Source organism: Bacillus thuringiensis (genome assembly GCF_001595725.1).
Taxonomy (GTDB): domain Bacteria; phylum Bacillota; class Bacilli; order Bacillales; family Bacillaceae_G; genus Bacillus_A; species Bacillus_A thuringiensis_K.
Genome location: NZ_CP014282.1, coordinates 2,670,516 through 2,685,359 on the forward strand (window position 1 = coordinate 2,670,516; position 14,844 = coordinate 2,685,359).

The following is a 14,844-nucleotide window of genomic DNA, read 5'->3' on the forward strand; positions in this document are numbered from 1 at the left end:
GACAACCAAATAAATGTATATCTGTATATTACGCAAAAATACTTCCATTCACCTTCCTATTGATGTAAAATTATTCCTAAGTTTTACTTTTTAACACAGAAAGGGATTACTATGAAATCATTAATCAAAACGACATGTACAGCATTATTATTTACTGGAATATTGACAGGATGTAATAGCAATACTACATCAAAACAAGAAAAGAGCGCTCTCGAAAAGAATGCAATGCACTATGGAGAAATAGTTAAAAACGAATACTATAGAGCGACAGTTGAAAATGCAAAGTTTGAAAAAATAGACAAAGAGCGGCGCCTTACTACTCGTGTTATGATTAATAATGTTCGGGACGATGGACAAACTATTGATCTTTCGGAAATAAAATATTTCATACAAGATGAAAAAACTGGTCAGAAATATGAAGGGGAAGCTCATCCGATAGGTGAGGAGCACTATAAAAATGTTCCACACGAATTCTCCTTAACTACTGACGTTGTATTTGAACTGAAAACTTCACCAAAAGATTTAAATAATATGTATTTATACATAGATAGCAAAGCTGCACCGTTAACGAATACATATTGGAAACTTGATAATTTAGTATCTAAATAGAAAGACCAGTCTTAAATGACTGGTCTTTTTACATTCATACATTTACCTTTCATTAATGCTTATATTAATTTTCTAATAACAACTTGAATAACATCAGCTAAACCAGTGTGCCCTTTCCCTTCAACTCGCTCTTGTTCTCCATTAAAGAAATGAATTACCTTATGTTCTTCACACCAAGTAAGAATATCAATTGGATCATACAGCATATCAACATCTTTTGGTCCACCAGTACTATAGTTTATTTGTTTTTTTGAGTAAACCTCAAACATAATTAAACCACCAGGCTTTATCGTTTGTATCATTTTACCTAATATCATTTTTTTATAATCATCATGAAAATGTCCAAATACCATAATTGCTGCATCATATTCATTTTCTGGCAAACTATCAGCTAATAAATCTACTTTTTTTGTATGCACGTTTACATTATGCTTCTCTGCCAATTTTTTTGTCTTCTCTAATCCATCTTCCGAATAATCAATAGCTGTTACTTCGTTCCCTTGTCTTGCTAGAAATACAGCATTTCTACCTTCTCCCTCCGCGAAAGCTATTACTTTATTGTGATTTGCTAAACGAAATGCTTGTTCTTTAATAAATGTATTAGGTTCTTCCCCGTAAAAATATTCATCTGATTTATATCGATCATTCCAAAATTTAGTCATCATCTTCTCTCCTTCTTCATATCATTTTCTAACTACAATTAAAGATATCAAAGAGTCTTTTTATCCTTAATTAATTTAAAAATAAAAGCAGATTAAAAATCCACTTTTATTTTTTTCGCAAGATCTACGATTTTTTGATTTCGTAACTCTTCTTCCATTTTCTCTTCTGCTGCAAGCATTACTTCATTAATTAAACATCCAGGTTTGTCATGTAAACAACATTCAAACAATGATGTTTTACCTTCAATTGCATGTATAATATCTAAAAATGAAATATCTTCCCAATTCTTACTAAGCGAGTAACCGCCCTTTGGACCAGATGATGAATGTATCATCCCTTCCTTCGTCAACTTAGTTAGTATTTTAGACAAGTACGTTGGTGAAACATTTTGCATTTCTGCTAATTGGTGAACACTAACTAACTTATTTGGTGTAGCCTTTGCCAGAAAAAGCATTGTATGAAGAGCATAATTTGTAGCTTTAGAATATTTCATAATACAGCTCCTATTGTAGACTTCATGTATCTACAATAACTTTATTTTTTTATTATGTCAAACGTTTGTAATACTCCATACAACATTATTTCTTCACAAGTAATACATCTGCCGCGCAAATCGTCACTTCTCTAAATGGAGAGTCAAATAAAACACCTAGTTCAAAACCATCTTCAGTAAGAGCTATTTCATGATATAACCACCAAGCATTTTCAAAGTTTTTCGGCATAGAACACTTTGTTACTCCTATAAAGTGAAACTTTAATCAGTGGGGGTTTTGTTCATCTCCCACTGATTATTAGCTCTAACCAATCGGGCTTTTACGGGCAGTTAATTCCCACCTAACTTCTTTGCTTTCGCTGCATTTTGAGGTGGGTGTCTTACTGCCCGTTAATGCGGGATAAAAGTTATTTCAAGTTTATCAAATTCACTAAAAGTACCAATGCAATCTAATACGATAGACAAAATATCTTCTGACTTTCTTTTTACTACTTTAATTACACTATCTTGTAGTGATGTCTTGTGTAACTGAGCAACATTTGACGGAAGTTTTTTCTCAATGGAATTAAAATATTCTACGTATGATTGATCTAATTGTTCCACTCTTTTCTCATAATCTGTTGACCACTCTCGCATACGTTTTTTCAATTCACCTGATGGGTACTCTGAATTAATTGTGATGTTTTGTATAATTGAGTATATCGATTCAGGAAGGAATTTTAATAAATCTATTTTCCTTTCCTCTATTTCTTCCTTTAAACTTTGTATATCCATTTCCGACCATTCTTTTATAGACTCTATAAAACTTAAAAATTCTAAAAATTTTTTATACCAATCTCTTGTAAAATATTTCAATGACACCTCTCCTAAAACATCTTTACATCCAGTAAAAACAATATATCCACTTATTATATCATTCCAATAACTATTTTTTCTAAAGAAAAAATGTAAAACTGTAAATATTTCGCCTATTATTTCTAAAACTTCAGAATATTTACAAAAGTATAAAATTATAATACATTTTAGCTGTACAAGATTCACCTGTACAAAAATCCAAACAAAAAGGGATGGTTATATGTTGAAGAAATTAGTAGCAGGTACATTAGTAGCGGGATTTGCATTAACTGGAGGACTAGGAGTAGCAAGTGCTGAAGAAAAAAGTAACACAATTAAGTCTTTTGATTATTTAAAAGTGGATGAACAGAACGTTAATTCACTTACAAAATTAAGTGATCAAGATAAGAAAGACATCCAAATTACTATGGTATTACCAGAGCAAAATGAAAATGGAGATTGGTTAGCTTACGGTTTTACTAGTAGAGAAACATTGGATGCTTATATTGAAAAGGATAAAAAAGCACTTAAAAATAAAATTAATCCTTTAGGTAGCGGCGCTGGTAGTACTGATTTTTATGAACATATAAATAAAGGTGGACAATACATTTACTGGAGCAGTGGCTTTAAAAACTTACCTTCTAGCTGGAACGACAGAATTTCTTCTGTAAGTACGGCTTCACCTTCTGCAAGTTATTCAACGACACTTTGGGAGCATACTTCTACACAAGGATATGGAAAAGGTGTTGTATTTAAACACGCTGATTGGTATGGTAAAACTGCTAATTTAGCTCCTGAATGGAACGATAAAACTTCAGCTATTGACGTAAAAAAATAATAGGATATTCAATTTCTTCCGTAAAAATTCAAACCACTATTCTCTTATTCATTTAGAGAATAGTGGTTTATTATAATTCCATTTAAGCATGTACAGCATGCCCTACTGCTTGCGATAGCGCTTCATGAATCGCTTCAGATAAAGTCGGATGCGCTGCAATATAATCTCTCATAATATCGGCAGTAACTTCCGTATGAATCATTACAGTTCCTTGACCAATTAGTTCGGTTGCACGTGGACCGATAATAGAAATCCCAACAATTTCTTGATATTTAGGTTCCACAATAACTTTTACTTTCCCCGTTTGTTCTCCAATAATAAGCGCTTTTCCGTTCGCTGTAAAAGGAAATTCTCCAATTTGTATGTCACCGTACTGCTCTTTTGCATCTTTTTCTGTTAGACCAACGCTAGCAATTTCTGGAGCGGTATACATACAACGAGGTACAGCATGATAGTTAACTTTTACATCTTCTCCGCTCGCGTGTAATGCTGCCGTCGTTCCTTCATGGAAGGCAACGTGAGCAAGCTGGATGCCACCAATTACATCACCAGCTGCGTAAATATGTGATACATTGGTTTGCATATGTTCATTTACAGAAATTCCTTTATTTGAATATTGAATGCCGGCTTTTTCTAAATCTAATTGTTGTATACGTGGTTTTCGGCCGACTGAAACGAGAACAAATTCTGGATTAACTTCTTGGATACTTCCTTCATATTCAAATAAAGCCTGCTTCTTATAACTATTTAATCCTTTTAAAGCTGCCCCTGTACATATTTTTACGCCATCAGTTTCTAGTTTTCCTCTTAAAATATGTGCGATATCTTCATCTTCACCAGGTAATAATTGTGGTGCCATTTCAATAATTGTAACTTTTGTTCCAAGACGACTATAAATACTTGCAAACTCGCACCCTATTACACCACCGCCAACGATTAATAATGATTTCGGTATATGATCTATGGACATTGCATGGCTACTATTTAAAATCCACTTTCCATCAAATGGAGCAAAGGGTAATTCAGTCGGTTCTGAACCTGCCGCTATAATGAACTGTTCTCCATCTACTACATCTTCTTTATTTCCTTGTACAACTCGCACACGATGATCCGTTTCGAATTTCGCTTTTCCTTTTACAACTTTAATTTTATTTTTCTTCATTAAATATTGTATTCCTTGGACGAGTTGCATTACGATTTGTGATTTTCTCGCCTGTATTTGATCCCAATCAATTGATATACTTCCTGTATTAAGCGTAACTCCATAATGATTCGCTTTTCTCACAATGTCATGTACTTCTGCACTTTCTAACAATGATTTTGTAGGCATGCACCCCACATTTAAACAAGTCCCGCCAAGATTTGCTTCATCAATAAGGGTGACACCTTTGCCATTTTGAGCCGCGGTAATTGCCGCTACATATCCAGCTGGTCCGCCTCCAATTACAACTAGTTTACTCATTCTCTCACCTTCTCTTTATAAAAGAATTGTTATAGGTTCTTCTAAATAACGTTTAATTGCACGTAAAAATGCAGCTGCTGGTGCACCGTCTAGTACACGATGATCGAATGTTAAACTTAAAGGTAACATACTTCCTTTTCTTAATTTTTTTCCTTTATATACAGGAACATGTTCAATTGCACCTACACCTAAAATACCAGTTTCTGGTGCATTTAATACTGGTGTAAAATATTCAATACCGAAGCTTCCTAAATTACTAATTGTAAATGTTGTTCCTTGCATATCATCACTATATAAATTGCCTGCTCGTGCCTTTTGTGCCACATTCTTAATCTCTTTAGATAACTCTACTAATGAGAGATAATTTGCGAAGCGAATAGCTGGAACGACTAATCCTTTTTCTAATGCGACTGCCATACCTAAATGAACATGTTCAAATTGATGAATTGCATCATCTATATAAGCGCTGTTCATTTCTTTATGCTCTCCAAGTGCTAATACAACAGCACGCGAGACGAAATCCGTAATGGTTAATTTGTTATCGTATCGTTTTTGTACAACTTCCGCTATTTCTTTATGTAAAGCAACTAAATCTGTAACATCTACTTTCATCGTTAAGGTTAATTGCGCACTATTTTGTAAGCTTGCTTGCATACGGTTTGCGATTGCTTTCCGCATACCAGTAACAGGAATTACTTTACTTTCTTCTTGTTCAAGTACTTCTGGGATTGCTACTCTTTCTTCAAGCGCCTTTAATACATCTACCTTTGTAATTCTTCCGCCGGGGCCTGTACCAACTAATGCCTTGAAATCCAGATTTTCAGACTTTGCAATTTTCTTCGCTACAGGTGAAATTTTAATTCTTTGCTTCGATACTTCTTTCCCATTTGGTTCTTGATTTTGTACATTTTGTACTTCTATATTAGATGTTTTTTCTTCTACAACATGTGTGCTTTCCTGCATTTCTACTTTTTCATTCGGTTTACCGATGTAGCAAATTACAGTACCAGGCGGCACTCCTTCATCTTCACTTACAGCTATATCAAGTACCGTACCATCAACTGGCGCTTCAATTTCCGTTTCAATTTTTTCTGAATTAATACTAGCAATCAGTTCTCCTTTTGCTACATTATCGCCTGCTTTAATATTCCAGCTCGTAATAATACCTTCTTTCATCGCCATACCTAACTTCGGCATTACAACTTCTACAGCCATGTTTCTCTCTCCCTTCACATCGTTTTATTACACATGTAATAAAGATTGGTCTCCAATCATTTCTGATACAGTTTCAATTACTTTTTCTGGCGTTGGCAAATACAATTTTTCAAGTGGTGGTGAAAACGGAACCGGCGTATGTGGTGCTGTAATTCGTTTAATAGGTGCATCTAACAAATCAAAACCTTTATCCGCTACAATTGCCGCAATATCTGTTGCCATACTACATCTTGGATTCGCTTCGTCAATGACGATAAGACGATTTGTTTTTTCAACAGATGATAAAATCGTATCTTCATCAAGCGGTGATAAAGATCGTGGATCGATTACTTCTACTTCAAGCCCCTTTTTCGATAATTGCTTTGCAGCTGCAAGCGCTGTATGAACTTGCTTTCCGATTGCGACAATTGTTACATCAGAACCTTCCCGTTTAATATCTGCTTTTCCTAATGGAATTGTATAGTATCCTTCTGGCACTTCACCTTTCATATTGTAAAGTGTTTTATCCTCAAAGAAGATTACTGGATCATCATCTTCAATTGCTGCTAATAATAAGCCTTTTGCATCATACGGTGTGGAAGGAACAACAACTTTAATACCTGGTATGCTCGTAAATAATGCGTACAAACTTTGTGAATGCTGAGCTGCTGCACTAAAACCAGCGCCATGCATCGTACGTACTGTAACGGGTACTTTTGCTTTACCTCCAAACATATAACGGAATTTCGCACCTTGGTTTAATACTTGATCAAGACAACTACCAATAAAATCATTAAACATTAACTCAGCTATCGGACGTAATCCAGTTGCAGCAGCGGCCATCGCAGCTCCCATATAACCCGCTTCAGAAATTGGTGTATCCAATATACGATTTCGACCAAACTCTTGTACAAGTCCTTTCGTAACACCAAGAACACCACCCCAAGCTTCATCATCTTGCAGATGATCAACTTGTGCACCGCCTGCAACATCTTCACCTATTAAAATTACATTTTCATCACGACGCATTGAGATTTTCATCGCTTCATTAATTGCAGTTGACATACTTACTGTTCTAGTCATAATTTTTCACCCTCCTCTTATTTGTAAGAAACGTATACATCTTTTAATAATTCTTCATCGTCTGGGTATGGACTATTTTCACTAAATTCAATCGATTTTTGCACCGCTTCATCTACTGCCTTTTCCATATCTACAAGCTCAGATTCAGTTAATAAAGCTTCATGAATTAAATGCTTACGGAAATTCACAATTGCATCTTTTTCATTTAAATGTTCTTCTTTTTCTTCTGAAGTTTTATACGTTTGTGCTTCACCCTCGAAATGACCGTAATTACGATATGTCATACATTCAATTATTGTTGGACCACCGCCTTTACGCGCACGTTCTACTGCTTCTTCAGCAGCTTTATATACAGCTAGAAGATTTTTTCCATCCACTTGAACACCTGGAATGTTATAAGCTTTTGCACGATCCGCAATAGAATCACAACTTGAAGCATATTCAAATGTCGTTGCTTCACCGTAACCGTTATTTTCTGCGATAAAAATAACTGGTAACTTCCAAATCGCCGCTAAATTAACCCCTTCATGAAATGTACCTTCATTATTTGCTCCATCACCAAAGAAACAAACACTTACATCTTTTGTTCCTTTATATTTAGCTGTTAATGCTGAGCCACAAGCAAGCGGGAAACCACCGCCTACAATGCCATTTGCACCAAGCATTCCTTTATCTAAATCAGCAATATGCATGGAACCGCCTTTACCTTTACATAATCCTGTTGCTTTCCCGAAAAGTTCAGCCATCATACCATTTAAATCACAACCTTTTGCGATACAATGTCCATGACCTCTATGTGTACTTGTAATACTGTCACTATCCGTTAAGTGGGCACATACACCAACTGCTACCGCTTCTTCACCTGCGTATAAATGGACGAAACCTGGCAGCACGCCTTGCGCGAACAATTCATGTACCTTATCTTCAAACTTACGAATCTCTAACATTTTTTTATACATCCAACGAGCTTGTTCTTTCGTAATTTCATTCCCTTTACTTTCAGTTGTTTTTAACATGTCCAGCCCTCCTATTTTCTTGTTCGTCTGTTATATTGCAAGTACCGTGCCAAATTCTAATCCTTGATTTAATAGGTTTTCTCTTTTCTTTTATAATAAAAAAGTGGACAAAACGAGACATCTGTCTCGTTTTGTCCACTTTTGTTCACCTAATTTGAGAACTATTATCTTATTCATTATCAAAGCTCTGCTGTAATTTTCGGATGTAAATAATTTGCCCAATATGATATGCATTATGAGTTGTTACATTCGCTAACACTTCCCACCACTTTGCAGAAACAGGAAGTTCTACTACATCACTTTCAACCTTTTCTTCATTTATAAGATTTTGCCATTGTAACAGTTTTTCTAGTAGTTTTTCCCGTAATTCATCGAAAGTTTGATTATTTGAAAGCATAAAACTTTTGTTATTATCACCAATAGCGGGCACAGCATTCACATTCGATTCTTTATATCTAGTTTGCCACGTAGAATTCCAATACAATAAATGTTGTACAATTTCAGCTATACTGTTACTCTCTTCATTCGGTTTCCAGAAAGCTTCCCTCTCAGATAAATCTTTCACTGCATCTGAAAATGGGATATACCAACTAGGATCGTTTGCATTCGCCAACAATTGATCTGCTAATACATCCTTCACATGGACCATTTTTCTTCCCTCATTTCATTATCATATTAATATACACTACTCTATATACGCTCATTCCCTATAATCCCCTTTTTTACATACAAATTGATTTCATACTGAATGTAAGAATAATAGATTTTCTTATCATAACTCGTTATGATAAAAGAAAAAGAAAGCTGGCGGAAAATGAATAAAAAAATCGCAATAATTACAGGAGCCTCAAGTGGATTTGGACTATTAACTACACTCGAACTCGCAAAAAAAGATTATTTAGTTATCGCTACAATGCGGAACCTTGAAAAACAAGTGAACTTACTATCTCAAGCTACTCAACTCAACTTACAACAAAACATAAAAATTCAACAATTAGATGTAACCGATCAAAACTCTATACATAACTTCCAATTATTTTTAAAAGAAATACAAAAAGTAGACCTTCTTGTTAATAATGCAGGATATGCAAATGGCGGCTTTGTAGAAGAAATTCCAGTAGAGGAATACCGTAAACAATTTGAAACGAACCTATTTGGAGCTATATCAATTACCCAGCTTGTCTTACCGTATATGAGAAAACAAAGAAGTGGAAAAATCATTAATATAAGCAGCATTAGCGGCCAAGTTGGATTCCCTGGTTTATCTCCTTATGTATCTTCAAAATATGCATTAGAAGGCTGGAGTGAATCGCTTCGCTTAGAAGTAAAACCTTTCGGAATAGATGTGACTTTAATTGAACCAGGTTCTTATAACACAAACATATGGGAGGTTGGGAAACAACTAGCTGAAAATCAATCTGATACAACATCTCCTTACAAAGAGTATATGGATAAAATACAAAAACATATTAATAGCGGCAGTGATACATTTGGTAATCCGATAGATGTTGCTAATAAAATTGTAGAAATTGCTGAATCTAAGCGTACAAATTTACGATATCCAATCGGTAAAGGTGTGAAATTTATGATCTTTGCGAAGAAGATTCTTCCTTGGAGATTGTGGGAATATCTTGTTTTGAGGAGTTTTAGGAAGTTGTAAATAAAAAGAGTAACTATCAAGATAAATAATGGTAGCTACTCTTTTTAAATATTCATCATAAAAAAACAAAACGATATTAATATGTAGAAAGAGGATCAAAATAAAGTAACATTGAAACCATAAAAACAAATGCAAAGAATCCAATTATAGAAAGAATATATTCCTTTGTTTCTCTGTTATACTTCCATTCCATCCATACGCGTAATAAGGAAATTGCTCCAAAATAAGTAAGTACAGCAATTCCTATATTAGCATTTTCTACTTTGAACAGATAAATAAAACTTACTATAAGATATATGATAAAAAGACCTATTTCTAATTTTACATGTAAACCATTTACATGTTTATATATCCAAACATTTCCCTTTGTCATATTTAATTTTTTCCTTAAAAACTTTTCTAAAAAATATCCTCCAATTATCATACTAATAACTATAATCCAAATAGTAGAGTTGCCCATTGCATTCCCTCCTATTAAATTAATTATGTTTTCGTAACAAAGTGGACTATATAATTTTTTTAATGTTTCGATAATATCTTCATTTTCTTTATGCTTACTTCTTTAGTAGTAGTTTTATCAAGACATGTTTTATGTATTGTACAACAACAATCTATTTCCCATCCTTTTCTTCGGGATGTATAACCTTTTTCTTGCTATTTTTTCAAAATGAATGTAGATAGTACTCATAAAATTAATAGAGTTATTTTTCTAATTGACAAAAAAACCTATCCTTTTATTTTCTTACTTTCATTTTCTCCGGCTGATCACTCGGATACGTAACATTCTCTTTATTTTCAACGTCCCAACTAATTATAGTCGCACTATCACGTCCCAACTGATGATGCACGTGTTCTAAAACATTGTGAATATTTTCTTTAAGTGTTTTATCATTTCTGTTAATAGTATTATACAAATTTACAGGTATTTCATATCGGCGTTCCCCGCATTCTAATACTCCATCTGTCACCATTACAATTCGGTTCTTTCCAGTACGTAATTCACGAATACCTGATGAATAGCAAGGAACAGGTAAATCAAATGTGTTTACATTTCCAATCCATTCGTAAAAATGACGTTGATTTAATGCATATTGTCCTAACTTATGTAACTCTTCATGAAATACATACACTAAACAATCACCGATAGAAAGCCACCATATATAATTTTCTTTCCTTACACATAGTAAGCAAGCTGTTTCACCTTTAATTTTTTTGCACTTTTCCTTAAATGAAGATGCCTGAAAAATTGTCAGTATATGATTTTCAACAGATTGAAACACTGTATTAATTGGTTCATTCAAAATTACTTTTATATTTTCATATTCTTTTTCGATTGTATTTACTACTAAATCAACACTTTCCGCACTATTATGTCCATCTAATATAGCTGCAAATTCCCAATCACCATTTGACCAAACTAACGCGCCATCTTCGTTCTTTTTTGCTCCGGCGCTTATATTCCCGCCGTATTTACCAAGTACAATATCACCATATTGCTTAACTGAAATTTCTCCTAAGCACATTTCTGTATTTCCAACCCATGAATATTGTCTATTATTTGTTATATGCATATTCACTCACCATATACTTTCGTATTCTTTCGCATAGTTTTTGGATTTTCTCTGCGTCACCATATGGCGCACCATTCCATTTCGCTACTTCAGTCGGTGACCAAAACTCTTTGGGTGTATTTGGATAACGCGGTATGATGTGCATATGCATATGTGGTACACCATTCCCTGAAACAAAAGCATAAATATGTTCTGCTCCCTCACTTTCTTTTAACGCTTTACTTACCCTACTTGTTATAAGTCCGAACGCTTTTGCTTCTTCATCCGTTAATTCAGCAAGGCCAAGTACATGTCTTTTTATATCTATCATGACATAACCAAGGTATGTTTCTTCATTATCCCAATGGACATGTCCAACATAAACGAGTTCATCTTCGTAAATAGCTCCACCTGGAACTATAATATTTCCTTTATGTTTTTTGCAAATGAAGCAGTTTTGTTCTACTTGATTATTTGTTGACATATCCATCACCTTCCTTTTCATATATAATATCACAAAAAAAGGAAAAACAGGTTTCGCATTCCGAATTTTCATTCTTTTTATACAATAATTTTTGAAATGAATTTACATCTCATTATTTCTTCAAAAACGCAATCCCAATTATAATCCCAATCACAATTCCGATTACTAAATTATTTGTAAAGTGCCCTTGAAATACACCAATTACAACCCCTATACCGACACCTATTGCCAAAGCATCATTTCTTTTTTTATTTTTAGCCAAAATTACATCTCCTCCCATCATTTCTCCCTAAATAACATACATTTACTTGAATGTATTAATATACGCACTATCTCGCTTAAATATTTCCCAAAAATGTACTGTAACTTCACATATAATTTTTTCCATTTTCTGTACATATTCCTTTTATATTGGAAAATTTTCAAGTAACTATTAATTATACATAGGCATTTACTATAAGAAAGCTTCGTAATTTATTGAAGGAGGAACGATTCAAATGTATCCTCATTGGAATCCAAATATAAATCAACAGTATGTTTATTCCCCTCATCCCGCAAGGAATACATTGCATCATGATTCACAATATATGATGCAGCGTATTGCAAGTCTTGAAAATCAATTAACTAAATTAATCTCATTAATCGAGGAAAATAATCAATTAATTAAATCAATGGAACAACAAAAAAACCAAGTTTGTGCACCAGCTGGAGGTTCTGTTATCGTTCGTATGTGATCTGGATGCAATAAAAAACACACTTTGTATTATAAAAGTGTGTTTTTTATTCATTATTTTCTTTTCGTATGGAACCCTTGTGTAATTCGATCTAATATAATTGCGATTACTACGATAGCTAATCCAGCTTCAAATCCCATTCCGATATTAACTTGTGTTACAGAGCGATATACATCAACTCCAAGTCCTGGAGCTCCTACAAGTGATGCTGTTACAACCATCGATAACGAAAGCATAATGCTTTGGTTCACACCAGCCATAATCGTTCCGGTTGCAAGTGGTAATTGTACTTTAAATAGTTTTTGTGATGCCGTGGATCCAAACGCATTCGCTGCTTCAATTAAATCTTCTGGAACTTGTCTAATTCCTAAGTCAGTAAAACGAATTGTCGGTGGCATTGCAAAGATTACTGATGCAATAATTCCAGGTACTACACCTACTCCGAAAAATGTAATCGCTGGAATAAGGTATACGAATGCAGGCATTGTTTGCATAAAATCTAATGTTGGTTTTAAAAATTTTGAGAAACGTTCATTTTGAGATGCTAATATACCAATTGGAATTCCGACAATAATTGAAATAATAACAGACGTAAGTACGAGTGCTAATGTTTGCATCGTCTGTGCCCAGTAGTTAATATTTAAAATAAATAATAAACCGATCAGTGTAAAAATAATTAAAGATACCTTTCTCGTTGTGTACCAAATGAGGAAACAAAGGATGATAATCATCAATATGGCCGGTATTATTGTTAAAAAATTAGTGAGTAAATCAACGAATCCGCCGATAATATAAGAGAATCCTCGGAATAAGCCTTCAAGGTGCTCATATAAACTTGCAACAAATGAGTCGACCCATTCCCCTAATGGAATCCGCGGTATACTATTCATCGTCTTTCACCTCTTCCTCAATGTTTCCTGCAAGAGCTTGAATGACACTTTCACGTTTAATAATTCCTCTTAGCCTTTTCTTCTCATCGATTACTGGTAACGGATATTTCATCTCTGCCATTTTTGCATATGTCTCTTCCAGTAAAGTATCCAAATACACATGCGGAATATCATTAAGTAATAAATCAGCAATCGGCCACTGTTTTTGTACTGCTTTACTCGCATCATCCGCAGTTAATATACCTAAAAACTCATACTTTTTGTTTACAACATATACAGTTGAGACACCTGCATTCCTCATAATTTGAAGGGCTACACGAGGTCCACGATCAATTAATAAAGTTTCTGGTCGTTTTAAAATAGACTCAGCCGTAATTACTTTTCCTAAATTCACGTCCGCAACAAACTTTTCTACAAATTCATTAGCGGGGCTCATCATAATTTCTTCTGGTGTTCCAATTTGGACAATTTCTCCATCTTTCATTAATGCGATACGATCTCCAATTCGAAGCGCTTCATCTAAATCATGCGTAATAAATATAATCGTTTTTTCCATTTTATCTTGTAACTCTAACAATTCATCTTGCATTTCTTTTCGAATCAGTGGATCTAATGCACTAAATGACTCATCCATAAGTAAAACATCCGGATCATTCGTAAGCGCTCTCGCAATGCCGACACGCTGCTGCATACCACCACTAAGTTGACTTGGGTAATTATCTTTATGATGATCGAGTCCTACTAACTGTAGCGATTCTAACGCTTTTTTCTCTCGCTCTTCAATTGGAACTCCTTGTATTTCTAAACCATATGCAACATTTTGTATAACTGTACGATGCGGAAATAGAGCGAATTTCTGAAATACCATACTCATTTTCGTTCTTCTTACTCTCCGTAACTGTTCTTTTCCCATCGTTGCGATGTCTTCACCATCTATGTATATATGACCTGCAGTTGGTTTAATCAATTGATTTAACATACGAACTAGCGTAGATTTCCCGCTACCAGACAAACCCATAATAACGAAAATTTCTCCAGAGTATACTTCAAACGTTGCTTTTTTCACCCCAACGTTCATTCCTGTCTCTTTCAAAATTTCCGATTTGCTTTTTCCTTCTTTTAATAAGGTAAGCGCTCTTTGCGGGTGTTTCCCAAATACTTTTGTTACGTTTTCAACACGCACCTTTGTATTATCCATGTCACTACTCCTTTTCTACCCATCTATTCACATAGTGTTGCGATTTTGCAAAGAAATATTACATAAAAATGACATTCATAAGATTTCTTTAAAATTCTCGTTTCCGTTCATAATAAGAATGCTTACTTATACATTT

17 protein-coding genes and 2 pseudogenes are annotated in these 14,844 nt (G+C 34.2%); 4 read left to right on the forward strand and 15 right to left on the reverse strand.

Annotated elements, in window-relative coordinates:
* Positions 1-111: 111 nt before the first annotated feature.
* Positions 112-609: a hypothetical protein gene (locus AXW78_RS13390; RefSeq protein ID WP_061884259.1), complete on the forward strand. Its 498-nt coding sequence runs from the start codon at positions 112-114 to the stop codon at positions 607-609.
* A 59-nt stretch (positions 610-668) separates the two neighbouring features.
* Here AXW78_RS13390 and AXW78_RS13395 read toward each other — a convergent pair whose 3' ends face one another.
* The 4 genes and pseudogenes from AXW78_RS13395 to AXW78_RS13405 form a co-directional block, all read right to left on the reverse strand.
* Positions 669-1,274 carry a class I SAM-dependent methyltransferase gene (locus AXW78_RS13395; RefSeq protein WP_061884260.1) on the reverse strand — a complete coding sequence of 202 codons (606 nt, stop codon included), beginning with the start codon at positions 1,272-1,274 and terminating at the stop codon, positions 669-671.
* An 89-nt stretch (positions 1,275-1,363) separates the two neighbouring features.
* Positions 1,364-1,765 carry an Rrf2 family transcriptional regulator gene (locus tag AXW78_RS13400; RefSeq protein WP_000877650.1) on the reverse strand — a complete coding sequence of 134 codons (402 nt, stop codon included), beginning with the start codon at positions 1,763-1,765 and terminating at the stop codon, positions 1,364-1,366.
* An 85-nt stretch (positions 1,766-1,850) separates the two neighbouring features.
* Positions 1,851-2,018 (reverse strand): annotated as a pseudogene (locus tag AXW78_RS32275) (DUF4085 family protein); the annotation flags it as partial.
* 152 nt (positions 2,019-2,170) lie between these two features.
* A pseudogene (locus AXW78_RS13405) lies at positions 2,171-2,620 on the reverse strand (DUF4085 family protein); the annotation flags it as partial.
* A 220-nt stretch (positions 2,621-2,840) separates the two neighbouring features.
* Here AXW78_RS13405 and AXW78_RS13410 point away from each other — a divergent pair.
* Positions 2,841-3,437, forward strand: a complete 597-nt coding sequence (locus AXW78_RS13410) for a hypothetical protein (RefSeq protein WP_000914454.1) — start codon at positions 2,841-2,843, stop codon at positions 3,435-3,437.
* Positions 3,438-3,519: 82 nt separating this feature from the next.
* On the opposite strand, the gene lpdA is transcribed toward AXW78_RS13410, so the two are convergent.
* The 5 genes from lpdA to AXW78_RS13435 form a co-directional block, all read right to left on the reverse strand.
* Complete coding sequence (gene lpdA, locus AXW78_RS13415) at positions 3,520-4,899, reverse strand: dihydrolipoyl dehydrogenase (protein WP_061884262.1); 1,380 nt, start codon at positions 4,897-4,899, stop codon at positions 3,520-3,522.
* A gap of 15 nt (positions 4,900-4,914) precedes the next feature.
* Positions 4,915-6,114, reverse strand: a complete 1,200-nt coding sequence (locus AXW78_RS13420) for a dihydrolipoamide acetyltransferase family protein (protein WP_061884263.1) — start codon at positions 6,112-6,114, stop codon at positions 4,915-4,917.
* 27 nt (positions 6,115-6,141) lie between these two features.
* Positions 6,142-7,176: an acetoin:2,6-dichlorophenolindophenol oxidoreductase subunit beta gene (gene acoB / locus AXW78_RS13425; protein ID WP_000198901.1), complete on the reverse strand. Its 1,035-nt coding sequence runs from the start codon at positions 7,174-7,176 to the stop codon at positions 6,142-6,144.
* A gap of 17 nt (positions 7,177-7,193) precedes the next feature.
* Positions 7,194-8,192 carry an acetoin:2,6-dichlorophenolindophenol oxidoreductase subunit alpha gene (gene acoA, locus AXW78_RS13430; RefSeq protein ID WP_000921299.1) on the reverse strand — a complete coding sequence of 333 codons (999 nt, stop codon included), beginning with the start codon at positions 8,190-8,192 and terminating at the stop codon, positions 7,194-7,196.
* Between the two features lie 169 nt (positions 8,193-8,361).
* Positions 8,362-8,841 carry a DinB family protein gene (locus tag AXW78_RS13435; RefSeq protein ID WP_061884264.1) on the reverse strand — a complete coding sequence of 160 codons (480 nt, stop codon included), beginning with the start codon at positions 8,839-8,841 and terminating at the stop codon, positions 8,362-8,364.
* Between the two features lie 165 nt (positions 8,842-9,006).
* Here AXW78_RS13435 and AXW78_RS13440 point away from each other — a divergent pair, with 165 nt between their 5' ends.
* The gene (locus tag AXW78_RS13440) at positions 9,007-9,852 is read left to right on the forward strand and encodes an oxidoreductase (protein WP_001034807.1); all 846 of its coding nucleotides are present in this window, start codon (positions 9,007-9,009) and stop codon (positions 9,850-9,852) included.
* 76 nt (positions 9,853-9,928) lie between these two features.
* Here AXW78_RS13440 and AXW78_RS13445 read toward each other — a convergent pair whose 3' ends face one another.
* From AXW78_RS13445 to AXW78_RS13460, 4 genes are all read right to left on the reverse strand, one after another.
* Positions 9,929-10,312, reverse strand: a complete 384-nt coding sequence (locus AXW78_RS13445) for a DUF4181 domain-containing protein (protein WP_000528452.1) — start codon at positions 10,310-10,312, stop codon at positions 9,929-9,931.
* A 274-nt stretch (positions 10,313-10,586) separates the two neighbouring features.
* Complete coding sequence (locus AXW78_RS13450; RefSeq protein WP_000548333.1) at positions 10,587-11,423, reverse strand: PP2C family serine/threonine-protein phosphatase; 837 nt, start codon at positions 11,421-11,423, stop codon at positions 10,587-10,589.
* Positions 11,407-11,907, reverse strand: a complete 501-nt coding sequence (locus tag AXW78_RS13455; protein WP_116777440.1) for an HIT family protein — start codon at positions 11,905-11,907, stop codon at positions 11,407-11,409. Before AXW78_RS13455 ends, AXW78_RS13450 begins: the two co-directional genes overlap by 17 nt.
* 91 nt (positions 11,908-11,998) lie before the next feature.
* Positions 11,999-12,166, reverse strand: coding sequence for a glycine zipper domain-containing protein (locus tag AXW78_RS13460; protein ID WP_000508470.1), 168 nt, complete (start codon positions 12,164-12,166; stop codon positions 11,999-12,001).
* A 217-nt stretch (positions 12,167-12,383) separates the two neighbouring features.
* Here AXW78_RS13460 and AXW78_RS33850 point away from each other — a divergent pair, with 217 nt between their 5' ends.
* A complete protein-coding gene (locus AXW78_RS33850; RefSeq protein WP_000283222.1) occupies positions 12,384-12,620 on the forward strand; it encodes a hypothetical protein in 237 nt (78 codons plus the stop codon).
* A gap of 53 nt (positions 12,621-12,673) precedes the next feature.
* Here AXW78_RS33850 and AXW78_RS13470 read toward each other — a convergent pair whose 3' ends face one another.
* Entirely contained in the window at positions 12,674-13,510 is an 837-nt protein-coding gene (locus tag AXW78_RS13470) for an ABC transporter permease (RefSeq protein ID WP_001084769.1), read from the reverse strand.
* The gene (locus AXW78_RS13475) at positions 13,503-14,708 is read right to left on the reverse strand and encodes a quaternary amine ABC transporter ATP-binding protein (protein WP_000370620.1); all 1,206 of its coding nucleotides are present in this window, start codon (positions 14,706-14,708) and stop codon (positions 13,503-13,505) included. The genes AXW78_RS13470 and AXW78_RS13475 overlap by 8 nt, the downstream gene beginning before the upstream one ends.
* Positions 14,709-14,844 lie beyond the last annotated feature (136 nt).

Excerpts from the sequence above, each read along its gene's own strand:
- AXW78_RS13435 (WP_061884264.1), bottom strand. The coding sequence starts at position 8,841 with ATGGTCCATGTGAAGGATGTATTAGCAGATCAATTGTTGGCGAATGCA.
- AXW78_RS13445 (WP_000528452.1), bottom strand. The coding sequence starts at position 10,312 with ATGGGCAACTCTACTATTTGGATTATAGTTATTAGTATGATAATTGGA.
- AXW78_RS13455 (WP_116777440.1), bottom strand. The coding sequence starts at position 11,907 with ATGAAAAGGAAGGTGATGGATATGTCAACAAATAATCAAGTAGAACAA.
- AXW78_RS33850 (WP_000283222.1), top strand. The coding sequence starts at position 12,384 with ATGTATCCTCATTGGAATCCAAATATAAATCAACAGTATGTTTATTCC.
- AXW78_RS13460 (WP_000508470.1), bottom strand. The coding sequence starts at position 12,166 with ATGGGAGGAGATGTAATTTTGGCTAAAAATAAAAAAAGAAATGATGCT.
- AXW78_RS13395 (WP_061884260.1), bottom strand. The coding sequence starts at position 1,274 with ATGATGACTAAATTTTGGAATGATCGATATAAATCAGATGAATATTTT.
- AXW78_RS13440 (WP_001034807.1), top strand. The coding sequence starts at position 9,007 with ATGAATAAAAAAATCGCAATAATTACAGGAGCCTCAAGTGGATTTGGA.
- AXW78_RS13475 (WP_000370620.1), bottom strand. The coding sequence starts at position 14,708 with ATGGATAATACAAAGGTGCGTGTTGAAAACGTAACAAAAGTATTTGGG.
- AXW78_RS13450 (WP_000548333.1), bottom strand. The coding sequence starts at position 11,423 with ATGCATATAACAAATAATAGACAATATTCATGGGTTGGAAATACAGAA.
- AXW78_RS13410 (WP_000914454.1), top strand. The coding sequence starts at position 2,841 with ATGTTGAAGAAATTAGTAGCAGGTACATTAGTAGCGGGATTTGCATTA.
- acoA (WP_000921299.1), bottom strand. The coding sequence starts at position 8,192 with ATGTTAAAAACAACTGAAAGTAAAGGGAATGAAATTACGAAAGAACAA.
- acoB (WP_000198901.1), bottom strand. The coding sequence starts at position 7,176 with ATGACTAGAACAGTAAGTATGTCAACTGCAATTAATGAAGCGATGAAA.
- AXW78_RS13390 (WP_061884259.1), top strand. The coding sequence starts at position 112 with ATGAAATCATTAATCAAAACGACATGTACAGCATTATTATTTACTGGA.
- AXW78_RS13470 (WP_001084769.1), bottom strand. The coding sequence starts at position 13,510 with ATGAATAGTATACCGCGGATTCCATTAGGGGAATGGGTCGACTCATTT.
- lpdA (WP_061884262.1), bottom strand. The coding sequence starts at position 4,899 with ATGAGTAAACTAGTTGTAATTGGAGGCGGACCAGCTGGATATGTAGCG.
- AXW78_RS13400 (WP_000877650.1), bottom strand. The coding sequence starts at position 1,765 with ATGAAATATTCTAAAGCTACAAATTATGCTCTTCATACAATGCTTTTT.
- AXW78_RS13420 (WP_061884263.1), bottom strand. The coding sequence starts at position 6,114 with ATGGCTGTAGAAGTTGTAATGCCGAAGTTAGGTATGGCGATGAAAGAA.